The sequence below is a fragment of the Polynucleobacter aenigmaticus genome (assembly GCF_002206635.1).
Classification (GTDB): Bacteria; Pseudomonadota; Gammaproteobacteria; order Burkholderiales; family Burkholderiaceae; genus Polynucleobacter; species Polynucleobacter aenigmaticus.
This window is the reverse complement of sequence record NZ_NGUO01000009.1, coordinates 1-12868: the sequence shown is the minus strand read 5'-3', so window position 1 is coordinate 12868 and position 12868 is coordinate 1. Positions and strand designations below refer to the sequence as shown.

Below are 12868 nucleotides of genomic sequence, written 5' to 3'. Positions count from 1 at the left end.
TACTGGAGCGATACTATTCGCATGAGCACCCCTACCAAACTGCAAGCGTTGGAACTGATTCATCGTCTCAAGCGTGGACCCTCGGAACATAAAGGCAATGCTGGCAAGGTATTGCTCGTTGGCGGCGCGCCCGGAATGTCTGGCGCTCTCATGTTAGCGGGTAGCGCTGCCCTGCACCTAGGTGCTGGGTGGACCATCTTGGAGATGCTCGACCCCACTGCTGCTCATGCCTTACCCGAGCAGGCTGAGCTGATGGTGCGCTTGGCTAGTTTTAATCCCCAAGAACAACTGGCAGCTACTACCCCAGATTTGATTGCAATTGGCCCAGGCTTGGGTTTTTCTGCTCTTGCTAGAGACTGGCTGAGTACAGTTTTGAGCTACCCCAAGGTGCCACTAGTGATCGATGCGGATGCCCTCAACTTAATAGCAGATACCCCTCAATTTCTTGATCTTCTGAAACAGCGTAATCAGACATTCCCTGGGACGAGCGTTCTTACCCCTCACCCCGGAGAGGCTGCACATCTTCTGAATACAAGCGCAGCATCAGTACAAGAAGATCGTATTGCCGCTTTATCCAACTTAGTAAAACTCACCAACTCCATTGTGGTACTAAAGGGTCAGCACACTCTCATAGCTTCACCCACAAATGCAGCCGTGCAATGCGATCAAGGCAACCCAGGTATGGCTGTTGGCGGAATGGGCGACGCCTTAACTGGCAGTATTGCCGCAATCGCCGCCCAAGGTATACGCCACAATATCAACCTTTGGGGGGCTAGTTGTATTGGGGTGCAGTTGCATGCAACCGCGGCGGATAGTCTGGTTGCTCAGCAAGTAGGCCCCATTGGACTCACTCCAACAGAAGTCATTTTTGAGATGCGAAGCCTGCTCAATAAGCTGTTATAAAACAGCATGCAATCAGCAAGCGGAATTCTTCTTCATCGTCGTTACGTATACGGCCTTTTTATGGCCGGCCTAGGCTCAGTGCTATTTTCCGGAAAAGCAATTCTGGTCAAGCTTGCATTTACTTATGGCGCCAATGCTGAAACCCTCATTGCCTTAAGAATGCTAATGGCCCTACCCCTCTTCTGGGGAATTTATTGGTGGCAAGCACGCAGGCAAGTAATGAGTCCACTGACCAGGTTAGATCACGTAAAAATATTTGCGCTGGGATTTATGGGTTATTTCTTTTCTAGCTACTTAGATTTTCTGGGTCTTCAATACATCTCAGTTGGACTAGAGCGCATCGTTCTCTACCTCACTCCAACCATTGTCTTATTGATCTCTTACTTTGTTTTAAATAAATCGATTAGTCGCCTGCAATGGTATGCACTAGTTGTAGGCTATCTTGGTGTGATCGTGGTGTTTATTCAGGATGCGAGTTCAGCCGGCTCGATGGCCTTGCTCGGCATGTTGCTGGTCTTTGCCAGCGCATGCTCATATGCAATCTATATGATTGGCTCTGGCGAAATGGTTCGAAGAGTGGGGAGCGTACGCTTAGTGGTGTATGCCAGTTCTGCCTCAGCACTACTCAGTGTTATTCAAATTCTGATTTACGATCCGGCAGCGGTATTTGTCCAAGTACAACAGATCTATTGGCTGAGCTTACTCAACGCGAGCTTGTGCACTGTTATCCCCATGTTGTTAATCATGATTGCAATCAATCGCATTGGTTCGCCCCTGGTTGCTCAAGCTGGAATTCTGGGGCCCATCTCCACATTATTTATGGGCTGGATAGTCTTATCCGAACCGATTACTTGGATTCAGATTGGTGGAATGGCTTTAGTAATTGGAGCGATGTGGCTACTAGTACGCAACGATGCTCCGAGCAAGCAAAAGGGGTTGAACTCCAGAAAGTCCGTAGACCTTGAGGGATCCGACCCCTTAAATTAATAAACTTAGTGAATTGCTAAGTTCAATGCTGACAATTTACTGCTGAGCCGCTGCTGGCTCTTGAGCTGCTTTTGCTTTCTTCTTAGACTTCTTCTTAGCTTTTTTCTCGGCTTTTTTGTCCTTCTTTGTCTTCTTCTTAGCCTTTTTCTCGGCAGCTTTTTCGGATTGAGCAGCTGGTGCTGGAGTCGCAGGCGTTGCTGCTGGTGCACCCGCTGGAGCTGGATCAGCAGCCATCACTGCGAGAGGCGACAAACCAATGGTGACGGAAATGAGCGTGGCTATACTGAGTTTTGCAAAACGAGAAAGCATTTAAGACTCCCAAGAGGTTTATGGATAATTTGATCATACCCAATTATTTGTCACAAATCCTTCATTTAATAAAGGTTTTCCATGAGTCCATTTCCGACCGATATCTACACTGAGCCCCAAGGGTACTCAGTTAATACCCTAGAAAATCTTGGGCCTCTCTCACGCTTAGCGGGCATCTGGGAAGGTCAGCGGGGCTTAGATATCAAACCTAAAGCAGAAGGTCCAAAGAAGCAGGTCTATACCGAGCGGATTGAGATGCAGCCGATTGACCCACAAACTAATGGGCCACAGCTGTTTTATGGTTTACGGCATCACCTTCATATCACTAAGCCTGATCAGGTGAAAACTTATCATGATCAGGTTGGCTATTGGCTGTGGGAGCCCGCAACACAACTTATTGTTCATACGCTAACGATACCCCGAGGCATGGTCACCATGGCAACAGGTAAAGAAGCTGCAAGCGCAACCCAGTTTGAGTGTATCGCTAAGATTGATGATCCGACCGCCGGTATCTCGTCTAGCCCATTTTTAGACTACGCCTTCAAAACGATTGAGTACCGCATCATGGTGACCCTCTTGGAGGATGGCACTTGGTCTTATGAGCAAGATACGGTAATGATGATTCAGGGGCAGACTGAACCCTTTCATCATCTCGATACTAATGTGCTGACAAAGGTGGGAGAGGCAACTCCCAATCCACTGGCATTAGAGGCAATGAAAAAGCCGTCCTAAGACGGCCTTTCAGACTGAAGCAATTTCTACCGCTTAAGCTGGCTGCGCTTCAGTCTCGGTAATTTTTTCTAATGCCGCCTCAAGGTGACCAACAGTACGATCAACATGAGCTAACTTCTCCAGGCCAAATAGGCCAATGCGGAATGTACGGAAGTCTGGACGCTCATCACACTGCAAAGGAACGCCAGCGGCAGTTTGCAAACCAAGAGCAATAAACTTCTTACCTGACTGAATATCAGGATCCTTGGTAAAGCTCACTACTACACCGGGGGACTGAAAGCCCTTTGCTGAAACTGAATGGTAGCCTTTAGATACCAATAAGGCGCGAACCTTATCACCCAATTCTTGTTGCTTTTCTTTAAGAGCTGCAAATCCTAGGGTCTGCGTTTCTTGCATCACATTGCGTAAGATTTTGAGAGCATCCGTCGGCATAGTGGTGTGATACACATGACCACCCTTTTCATAGGCTTCCATAATTTGCAGCCACTTCTTGAGATCCATTGAGAAGCTACTGCTTTGAGTTGACTCAATGCGCTCGCGTGCTCTATCACCCATAGCAATCAATGCGCAACATGGTGAACTACTCCAACCTTTTTGTGGCGCGGTAATTAACACGTCAACATTGCAAGCTTTCATGTCTACCCACATTGCGCCTGAAGCGATGCAATCAAGCACAAACAATCCATTGACTGAGCGCACCGCTTCACCGACCGCCTTAAGATAGTCATCTGGCAAAATAATTCCGGCAGAAGTTTCTACGTGCGGAGCAAAAACCACTGCTGGCTTTTCCTTTTTGATGAAAGCAACGACCTCATCAATGGGTGCGGGCGCAAATACGCCTTGCACTGAATCCTCTAATTGCTTACCTTTAAGGACGCTAATGTCCTGTGTAATGTTTGCCAAATCAAAAATCTGAGTCCAGCGATAACTAAACCAGCCATTGCGTAATACGAGGCACTTTTCATTATTGGCAAATTGGCGGGCAACTGCCTCCATGCCGAAAGTGCCGCTACCCGGAACGATGACTGCAGAGCTAGCGTTATAAGCGTTCTTCAGGACGCTAGAAATATCCACCATGACTTTTTTGAATTCTTCAGACATGTGGTTCAAAGAGCGGTCGGTATAAACAACCGAGAACTCTAATAGACCATCTGGATCAACATTCGGGAGTAAGCCTGGCATAGTAATTTCCTAGTAAATCAAGTGATTAGTTCTAAATGATACTGATTTAGTGCCATATGGGTAGCGCAACCCTAAAAACTGGCCCCAAAGGGCATTTAGGGCAAATGGGATAGGTTAATTGCTTGGTTGCCTGCTGGAGGAGATCAATATTCCGATCACAATTAAGGCAAAAGCGAGCCCATGGAAAAGCTGGGGAGGATCCCCCAAAATGGCAGCCGAGAGCAAGGCCGTGAAGAGCGGAATCAAGTTGGCAAAAAATGCGGCCATCGTTGGCCCAGCACCATTAACCCCCAAACCCCAGCAGCGGTAGGCAATCAAGGATGGTCCGATTGCCACAAATAGGATCAAGGCGCCAGTAAAGTAATTCAGTTGAATAAATGCATGCCCAGTAGCAATCTCCATGCCATCAAACAGCATCGTCCACAGAAAACCAATCATGACCTGTGCCATCAAAAACTCAGCCCACGGCCACTGCCGCTCTGGACTCCGCCCAGGACGACTAATCATCCAGCTGTAGAAAGCCCAGAGAATCGTAGCTAACATAATGAGTAGATCACCCGTTACCACTTGCAGGGCAAGCAAGCTAACGGGATCGCCTCGCGTTAAGACCACAGTAACTCCCACCAAGGAAACAATCGCCCCCACAAGCTGAAGAAATGTCGGCCTTACTTGATAAAAAACAGCGCCAATAAAGAGCATCCAAATGGGCATGCTAGCGCCAATCAAGGTGACATTAATCGCAGTTGAAGTCTGCAATGCAAGATAAAGCAAAACGTTATAACTACCCACCCCCAAAAGTCCCAAGACCAAAAAGCGAGTCTTGTTTTGCCATAGGGCACTGCTCGGCCTGAAAACTCGCCATCCCAAGGGAAGCAGCATCAAAGCCGCAAGGCCCCAGCGAACTGCGCTTAAGGTGATGGGGGAAATACTTCCAACCAGCACTCGCCCCGCTACCGCATTACCAGCCCACAAGATGGTGGATAGCGATAAATAAAACACAGTCGAAAGGGCTAGGTGAGGCATTAAAAGGTATTTGGAGAATAAGTGAGGATTTTGACCCCCAAGAAGGGCCTTGCCTACGCATTGTAGAAACAAATGCCCAGTATTGCTAAGATAGAGCTTAAATTAGCAAAAGCTATCAGGTAATAGTGATACACAAAGGGGCTTAAGTGGCAATCATCACCAATATTGAAGACTTACGAGTTTTACACCAAAAACGCACCCCTAAGATGTTCTATGACTATGCAGACTCTGGGTCCTGGACTGAATCTACCTACAGAGCGAATGAGTCTGATTTTCAGAAGATCAAATTACGCCAGCGCGTAGCTGTAGATATGACTAATCGCACCACCAAGACAACCATGGTGGGTCAAGAAGTTGCTATGCCAGTTGCGCTCGCGCCTACTGGGTTAACGGGCATGCAACACGCTGATGGCGAAATTCTCGCTGCCCGTGCTGCAGAAAAATTTGGGGTTCCCTTCTGCTTATCCACCATGAGCATTTGCTCTATTGAAGATGTAGCAGAGAGAACCACTAAACCTTTTTGGTTTCAGCTCTATGTCATGAAAGACCGCGGCTTTATTGAGCGCCTGATTGAGCGCGCCAAAGCAGCCAAGTGCTCTGCCCTAGTGTTGACTTTAGATTTACAGATTTTGGGACAACGTCATAAAGATTTAAAGAATGGATTATCTGCGCCGCCGAAACTGACGATTGCTAACATGATCAATATGATGACCAAGCCACGCTGGTGCATGGGAATGGCAATGACCCCCCGCAGAACCTTTCGCAACATTGTTGGTCACGCCAGTGGTGTCGGCAATATGTCCTCGCTCGCCTCTTGGACTGCGGAGCAGTTTGATCCAGGCTTAAGCTGGGATGATGTGGAGTGGATTAAGAAACTCTGGGGCGGCAAGTTAATCATTAAAGGTATCTTGGATGAAGAGGATGCTCGCTTTGCCGCGAACTCCGGCGCAGATGCTTTGATTGTTTCTAATCATGGTGGCCGTCAATTAGATGGTGCAATCTCTAGCATCAAAGCGCTACCAGGCATTGTGAATGCAGTTGGCAAAGATATTGAAGTCTGGATGGACGGTGGCATTCGGTCAGGGCAGGATGTTCTTAAAGCCTGGGCGCTGGGTGCACGCGGTACGATGATTGGTCGCCCTTTTCTCTATGGCTTGGGCGCCATGGGTGAAGCTGGCGTTACCAAGTGCCTCGATATTATTCATAATGAATTGGATATCACGATGGCCTTTACAGGTCACCGCGATATCCAAAATGTGACTAAAGATATTTTGTACCCAGGAACTTTTTAAAATTCCACACTTAGCCAACTCTCCTGAACTGGTCTTTGCCATTTCTGCTGCAGCCCTTGCAGGCTCAGTGTGGTTTGGCAATGCCGTGTTAAGTAAGTACCGCACAAAAGATACTGAGACATCGGCAGACCTAGGGATTATTCAGACAGCAACACTGACCTTACTTGGTTTGATCATCGGTTTTACCTTCTCGATGGCAATTGCACGATATGACTTAAGGCAGACTTATGAAGAGGCTGAAGCCAATGCAATTGGTACTGAGTTCTTGAGGGCGGACCTCTTACCCAGTAAAACCGCAGAAACCATCAAAGGGCTTCTCAACGAATACCTTGATCAACGCATCTTGTTTTACTCCAAGCAAGATCAAGAAACGATCCAGCAAATCAGACGGCGCACTAATGCCTTAGAGGGTGCCCTATGGAATGAATTGCTGCCCATCGCACGCACCCAACCAACCCCTACTATCGCACTAGCGGTCTCCGGCATGAATGATCTCATTAACTCGCAGGGTTACACACAGGCAGCCTGGTGGAACCGTATCCCCGGCGCCGCCTGGTGGTTGATGGCGGCGATTGCCATTGGCGCAAATATTTTAGTAGGCTTTGGGGCAAGAAACTTTAAGAGCAATGTTGGTCTCTTTATGATATTTCCAGTAATGATTTCAATTTCCTTCTTCTTGATTGCAGATATTGATAGCCCCAGAGGCGGTGTTATTCGCATCGACCCACGCAATCTCATTGACCTCAAGCAGAATATTGCTCCGAAAAATAGCGCTACCCACTCCATAGGCGATCAAAAATGAAACGAGTTGTAGATGTATATAAAGACAGGGGCCGTGAATTGGTATGGACTTATATCATTCACCTAGGCAATATTGAATTTCATCCAGCTCAAACTGACTTTGAGCAAGAGGCACTCAGACTTTCTCAATTGGATAAGCGTGGGGCTCCTGGTGAGCTGAGCGCGAAAGCTCGACTAGCCGTTAAATAATATTTAAATAAGAACCCTCTCCCATGAAAGCACTCAGTAAAAAAGCCAAGATGGCAATCGGATGGACCATCTTGATGACAGTGATCGGAACTGCGATGTTGCATCAATGGCAATTCTTTGTCATGGGTTGCGCTTCGATCGCATTACTATTGGTTGCGAACCACTATGACCTTCTAAAGGATCCTGAAGATAAAAAATAAGGCCTCCTTCTTCCGAAAGAGACCTTACTTGTCTTGTCCTGCTTCAGATTTTTATTAAAGCTTATAGAGCTGGGTAGTCGGTATAGCCCACCTCAGCCCCACCATAGAATGTCGCGCGATCATACGGATTCAGGGGCGCGCCTTGCTCAAATCGCTCTGCTAAATCCGGGTTAGCAATATACAAACGCCCATAAGCTACGGCATCAGCTAAGCCCGCATCCAATACGGCCTCACCCATAGCCTGGTCATACCCACCAGCACTAATAAATTTACCCTGATAGGCCGCTCGGAAAATCTCTGAAGTAATGGGCGCCTCTACATTGACTTGATCATTGCCGCCCGCACTAGTAGAGCGTGGCTCAATCATGTGCACATAAGCAAGTTGATAACCATTCAATTTCTGAATGACCGCATTAAACAAGGCGATTGGATCGCTATCACCCATATCATTAAAGCTACCATATGGTGATAAGCGAACACCAATGCGATCACTGGGATAGACCTTAGCAATCGACTCAATCACCTCACCCAATAAGCGCATGCGATTGTCTATAGAGCCGCCATATTCATCGGTGCGTTGATTGGTTTGATCTTGCAAAAATTGATCCAATAAATAACCATTGGCAGAGTGGATTTCAATGCCATCAAAACCAGCGGTCTTAGCATTCTTGGCGGCCAATTCAAAATCCGTTAAGAGTCGCGCAATATCTTCACTAGTCATCGCTTTGGGGGCTTCATAGTCATGCAATTTCCAATCAGCGCCATAAGTTTGACCAGCTGGAGCGATCGCAGAAGGGGCTTCGGGAAGGCCTTGCTCTGGATGCAAGGATGAATGAGAAATACGCCCTACATGCCAGAGCTGAGCCACAATCTTGCCGCCCTTTGAATGTACCGCTTCAACAATTTCTTTCCACGCTACCGTTTGCGCTGCAGAGTAAATTCCAGGCGTTGCTGGATAGCCTTGACCAATAGGAGCAATTTGAGTTGCCTCGCTAATAATGAGTCCTGCACCCGCCCTTTGGCTGTAGTAAGTTTTAGCCAGAGGATGGGGCACTTCACCAGCAATAGCACGCATTCTCGTCAAAGGCGCCATCACTAAGCGATTCTTTAATTCAATAGCGCCAAGCTTAATGGGTGTAAACATGATTTCTTTTCCGGACATGAAGCTCTTTCTTTTTTACTGATAAATTATTTAATCGTCGACTTTAGCAAGAAAGATGGGTTCTTGCTGAGGCTCACTTAATCTTTGCGTAAGCCCTTCACTGCTCCACGACTACTCTTTGCACCCCTTTTGAAGCGCTCTTGGATGCAATCAGAAAATACCTTGAACTCCTCTAAATGAGCGGTAGAGGATCGAGCAAGCAAGGCAATGACTCGCTTAGGCGCAGGAGGCGCCAAGGGTCGTGCCACCAAGCTCGTACCATTTAATAGGCCACCTCTAACAGCCATCTCTGGCAACAGTGCAATCCCCATACCAGAGTCCACCATCTGCAGAAGTGTAAGCAGGCTAGTAGCCTCCATGCCATCAGCCTTGCGAATATCGGAACGCTTACATGCCTGCAAAGTGTGCTCCCTCAAACAGTGCCCCTCCTCTAAGAGCAATAAACGCTCAGCCATTTTTGCTGGCAAATGAATTTCTTTTCCTTTGAGCGCTGGATCATCCTCTCTGGCCACCAACCAAAACTCATCATCAAATAGTTCTTGAACAAGCAGGCCTGAGGTCTCATAGGGCAATGCAATCAGAATAAAGTCCAATTGGTGCTCAGCCAACCTAGTTAAGAGGTTGGCTGTCAAATCCTCACGTAAGGCAATTTTCAAACTGGGGCAGCGCGTACGAATATCGGGCAATACATTCGGCAGTAAAAATGGTGCAATGGTTGGGATCACCCCAAGTCGGATCGTTCCAGCCATCGGCTTACCGGCGGCATCAGCGTATTCCACCAAATCTTCAGAGGCTGCCAAGATTGCCTTTGCCCTATCTAGAATCTCAAAGCCGACTGGAGTAAGCGCCACGTTTTGCCTATCCCGCTCCACCAAGCGGACACCTAGACCATCCTCAAGCTCCTTTAAGCCCGCACTCAGGGTCGATTGCCCTACAAAACAGATTTCTGCAGCCCGAGTGAAGTTGAGCTCTTGAGCAATAGCCACAAAATAGCGGAGCTGACGCAATGAAGGAAGAGCGGTCATAATTTACCTTTATCCCTATAATCAATTTATTAGATAAATAATATCATTATTATTTAATTGAATGATTGACATTTTAGGTTCAGAATTCATTCCATGGTGCTTAAACACCCCCTACCAACCAACCCAAAAGGAATGAAAATGGCTCGCCCAGAAATTAAAACCATCCAAAATTTAGAATCCGCCTTTGCAGGTGAATCTATGGCACATATTAAATATCGCTATTTTGCTAAATTGGCTCGCGCCGCTGGTGATATTGAAACTGCCGAGATCTTTGAGGCAACCGCTGATCAAGAAGTGATGCATGCCTTTGGCCATCTAGATTTACTCTATCCCGCCAGCACCATTACCCCAACTCGCGCATTGGAGATAGCTATCGAGGGTGAAACTTATGAATACACCGAAATGTATCCTTCTTTCCGTAAAACTGCGGTAGATGAAGGTAATGCAGCGGCTGTAGCAGAAATTGATGAGCAAATTGCAGAGTCAAAAGAGCATGCCGAGCAATTCGAGGCGATGTTGTCGAAAGCAGCAAAACGCTTTGCAGCCCTGGCCAATGTAGAGGAGCGTCACGCTAATCACTATAAGAAGGCCTTGGAAAAAGCTAAAGCATTTACCGCTGCTTGAGCAAACTCAGAAATAAAACGTAATTAAATCTAAACTAATGCAATTATCTTAAAGGAAATATCATGAACTCTTGGCAATGTATCGTATGTGGGTTTATCTATGACGAAGCAAAAGGCTTGCCTGAAGACGGCATCCCTGCCGGCACTACTTGGGCCGACATTCCAGAGGATTGGGAATGCCCTGACTGTGGCGTAGCGAAATCTGACTTTGAGATGGTTCAGATGGGTTAATTCACCCGCAAACTACTTAGACTCTATCAACATTAATTAAAAATATTTAACTGCATTATTAGGGGGCCCAGCTTTGGATCATCAGAATCAATCTACTCAATCGGGCATCGTCATTATTGGCAGCGGATTGGCCGGATATACCGTCATTCGCGAGGTTCGCAAACTCAACAAAACTATTCCAATTACTTTGTTGACCCGTGAGCCCGCTTACTTCTATTCAAAGCCGATGCTTTCTACAGCACTAGCTAGCAAGAAGACTCCAGAGCAATTGGTGTCTACCAGTGCTGAGGGCATGGCAGCTCAACTGGAAGTTACCATTCTGGGGGATGCCGATGTTTCTGCTATTAACACCGCTTCACAAACCATTGAAACCTCCAAAGGAGTAATTTCATATGGAAAGCTAGTGCTCGGTTTGGGTGCCGATCAAATTCGCCTACCCTTACAAGGCAATGCAGCTAATGAAGTGATCACGGTAAACGACCTTGAAGAATATGCCCAATTTCGCCAGGCAATTGAAGGTAAGAAGCGAATCGCTATTTTAGGTGCCGGCCTGATTGGCTGTGAGTTTGCGAATGATTTGGTTTTAGGCTCTTACGAAGTGGATGTGATTGATCTGGCGCCACAAGCTTTAGGTCGCTTACTTCCTGAAGCAGCAGCACAGGCTCTTCAATCAAAATTAAGTGAGGCTGGAGTACGCTGGCACTTTGCCACCACCGTTCAATCGATAGATCGCAATGGCGAATCCCTCTCAATCACTCTCGCAAACGGATCGATCGTTAGCAGCGATGTATTTTTATCAGCAGTTGGCCTAAAGCCCCGCCTTGATTTAGCTAAAGCCGCCGGAATTGCAACGGACATTGGCATCACCGTTAATCGCCAACTTGAAACTAGCGCTAAACATGTATTTGCCATCGGCGATTGTGCTGAAGTGGATGGCTTGGTTCTGCCTTACGTCATGCCGATCATGCAGGCTGCACGAGCTTTGGCGCCCACTCTACTTGGCCAAGTAACCGCTCTTAGCTACCCAGCTATGCCAGTCATGGTGAAGACTCCAGCCCTCCCAACCATTGTCTCGCCACCAGCCAAAGGTGCAGTAGGTGATTGGAAAATCAATTCCCTGAACGATGGACTCGAGGCGCGCTTTGAATCCAGTGATGGCAAGCTATTAGGTTTTGCTCTGCTAGGTTCCGCCACCGCTCAGCGTGGCGCACTCACAAAAGAGCTTCCACCGATACTGCAATAAAAGAGGTCTAAAACTAGCAGTTTAGTATTTTGTTGCAAAAGAAAAGGCCCGCAATTGAACTGCACCACAAAAGTTGGACACCCCTCCAACCCACTAAGGTGCAGTTTTCATGTCCAAATACAGCAAAGAGTTCAAATTAGCCGTTATTAACCACTACCTATCAACTAGGGACGGATTTAGATCAACGGCAACCCTCTACGAGGTCAACCCTGCCTTTATAAAAAAATGGGTTTATGCCTTCAAGATACATGGGCAAAGTAGCTTGATTCAAGGCCATAAAACCTACACGGACATCTTTAAACATTCTGTTTTGCAATATATGGCCGAGCACCAGCTCTCCATTAACCAGACTGCCGCCCACTTTAATATCGCCTCTCCTGCCACCCTTGGGAGATGGCAAAAACTCTACAATGAAGGTGGTCTTGCAGCCTTGCAAGCTAAGCCTAAAGGACGAGCTCCCATGCCCAAACCCTTCAAACCGTTCACCCCAACCAATAAGCCAGTGACTCAGATGACTCCAGATGAGCTCATGCAAGAGCTTGAGTACCGCAGGATGGAGACCGATTACCTAAAAAAGCTCGAAGCCTTAGCCCAGCAAAAGCACTTGGCAAGCAAGAACAAGTCCAAGTAATTACGGGGTTAAGGCAAAAATACCGGTTACCAGCCATCTTGGCGATGGCTGGGATGCCTAGAAGTGTCTATTACTACCAGGCGAGTGCCCTTAGTAAAGCAGATCGCCATCTTGAGGCGAAGGCGCAGATCCATCAGATCTTCCACCGGCATCAGGGGCGGTATGGGTATCGACGGGTGCACTTGGCATTACGCAATGAGCAGCATTACCTTGACCCCAAGACAGTGCAAAGGCTGATGGGGCAACTGGGGCTTAAATCCACCGTGCGCCCTAAGCGCTATCAGTCCTATAGGGGCGCTGTTGGTAAAACAGCTCCCAATTTACTGCAGCGTAAC

Annotated in this window: 15 protein-coding genes and 1 pseudogene; 11 read left to right on the top strand and 5 right to left on the bottom strand. The window is 47.4% G+C overall.

The annotated features are described in order from the left end of the window. Positions 1–21 precede the first annotated feature (21 nt). Positions 22–903, top strand: coding sequence for an NAD(P)H-hydrate dehydratase (locus tag CBI30_RS05550; protein ID WP_088527331.1), 882 nt, complete (start codon positions 22–24; stop codon positions 901–903). A gap of 6 nt (positions 904–909) precedes the next feature. After that, positions 910–1890 carry a DMT family transporter gene (locus tag CBI30_RS05545; RefSeq protein ID WP_088527330.1) on the top strand — a complete coding sequence of 327 codons (981 nt, stop codon included), beginning with the start codon at positions 910–912 and terminating at the stop codon, positions 1888–1890. A 36-nt stretch (positions 1891–1926) separates the two neighbouring features. Here CBI30_RS05545 and CBI30_RS05540 read toward each other — a convergent pair whose 3' ends face one another. Beyond that, complete coding sequence (locus CBI30_RS05540) at positions 1927–2199, bottom strand: protein tyrosine phosphatase (RefSeq protein ID WP_088527329.1); 273 nt, start codon at positions 2197–2199, stop codon at positions 1927–1929. An 81-nt stretch (positions 2200–2280) separates the two neighbouring features. Here CBI30_RS05540 and CBI30_RS05535 point away from each other — a divergent pair, with 81 nt between their 5' ends. Then, positions 2281–2931 carry an FABP family protein gene (locus CBI30_RS05535; protein WP_088527328.1) on the top strand — a complete coding sequence of 217 codons (651 nt, stop codon included), beginning with the start codon at positions 2281–2283 and terminating at the stop codon, positions 2929–2931. A 33-nt stretch (positions 2932–2964) separates the two neighbouring features. On the opposite strand, the gene CBI30_RS05530 is transcribed toward CBI30_RS05535, so the two are convergent. Together CBI30_RS05530 and CBI30_RS05525 are read right to left on the bottom strand one after the other, a co-directional pair. Continuing rightward, positions 2965–4113 carry an aminotransferase class V-fold PLP-dependent enzyme gene (locus CBI30_RS05530; RefSeq protein WP_088527327.1) on the bottom strand — a complete coding sequence of 383 codons (1149 nt, stop codon included), beginning with the start codon at positions 4111–4113 and terminating at the stop codon, positions 2965–2967. A gap of 114 nt (positions 4114–4227) precedes the next feature. Beyond that, positions 4228–5136: a DMT family transporter gene (locus CBI30_RS05525; protein ID WP_088527326.1), complete on the bottom strand. Its 909-nt coding sequence runs from the start codon at positions 5134–5136 to the stop codon at positions 4228–4230. 146 nt (positions 5137–5282) lie between these two features. Between CBI30_RS05525 and CBI30_RS05520 the strand changes: the two genes are divergently transcribed. Genes CBI30_RS05520 through CBI30_RS11165 form a run of 4 tightly spaced genes read left to right on the top strand, consistent with a single transcriptional unit; the run spans position 5283 to position 7618 of the window. Then, positions 5283–6428, top strand: a complete 1146-nt coding sequence (locus CBI30_RS05520; protein ID WP_088527325.1) for an alpha-hydroxy acid oxidase — start codon at positions 5283–5285, stop codon at positions 6426–6428. Further along, positions 6403–7230 carry a bestrophin-like domain gene (locus CBI30_RS05515; protein WP_476704252.1) on the top strand — a complete coding sequence of 276 codons (828 nt, stop codon included), beginning with the start codon at positions 6403–6405 and terminating at the stop codon, positions 7228–7230. The genes CBI30_RS05520 and CBI30_RS05515 overlap by 26 nt, the downstream gene beginning before the upstream one ends. Beyond that, a complete protein-coding gene (locus CBI30_RS05510; RefSeq protein WP_088527324.1) occupies positions 7227–7418 on the top strand; it encodes a hypothetical protein in 192 nt (63 codons plus the stop codon). Before CBI30_RS05515 ends, CBI30_RS05510 begins: the two co-directional genes overlap by 4 nt. Positions 7419–7441: 23 nt before the next feature. Further along, complete coding sequence (locus CBI30_RS11165) at positions 7442–7618, top strand: hypothetical protein (RefSeq protein WP_169711252.1); 177 nt, start codon at positions 7442–7444, stop codon at positions 7616–7618. A gap of 61 nt (positions 7619–7679) precedes the next feature. Here CBI30_RS11165 and CBI30_RS05505 read toward each other — a convergent pair whose 3' ends face one another. After that, complete coding sequence (locus CBI30_RS05505) at positions 7680–8780, bottom strand: alkene reductase (protein WP_088527323.1); 1101 nt, start codon at positions 8778–8780, stop codon at positions 7680–7682. A 77-nt stretch (positions 8781–8857) separates the two neighbouring features. Further along, complete coding sequence (locus CBI30_RS05500; RefSeq protein WP_088527322.1) at positions 8858–9805, bottom strand: hydrogen peroxide-inducible genes activator; 948 nt, start codon at positions 9803–9805, stop codon at positions 8858–8860. A 138-nt stretch (positions 9806–9943) separates the two neighbouring features. Between CBI30_RS05500 and CBI30_RS05495 the strand changes: the two genes are divergently transcribed. The 4 genes and pseudogenes from CBI30_RS05495 to CBI30_RS11305 form a co-directional block, all read left to right on the top strand. After that, positions 9944–10429: a rubrerythrin family protein gene (locus CBI30_RS05495; RefSeq protein ID WP_088527321.1), complete on the top strand. Its 486-nt coding sequence runs from the start codon at positions 9944–9946 to the stop codon at positions 10427–10429. 62 nt (positions 10430–10491) lie between these two features. Further along, the gene (locus CBI30_RS05490; protein WP_088527320.1) at positions 10492–10659 is read left to right on the top strand and encodes a rubredoxin; all 168 of its coding nucleotides are present in this window, start codon (positions 10492–10494) and stop codon (positions 10657–10659) included. 73 nt (positions 10660–10732) lie between these two features. Continuing rightward, the gene (locus CBI30_RS05485) at positions 10733–11902 is read left to right on the top strand and encodes an NAD(P)/FAD-dependent oxidoreductase (RefSeq protein WP_088527319.1); all 1170 of its coding nucleotides are present in this window, start codon (positions 10733–10735) and stop codon (positions 11900–11902) included. 109 nt (positions 11903–12011) lie between these two features. Beyond that, a pseudogene (locus CBI30_RS11305) lies at positions 12012–12868 on the top strand (helix-turn-helix domain-containing protein); the annotation flags it as partial.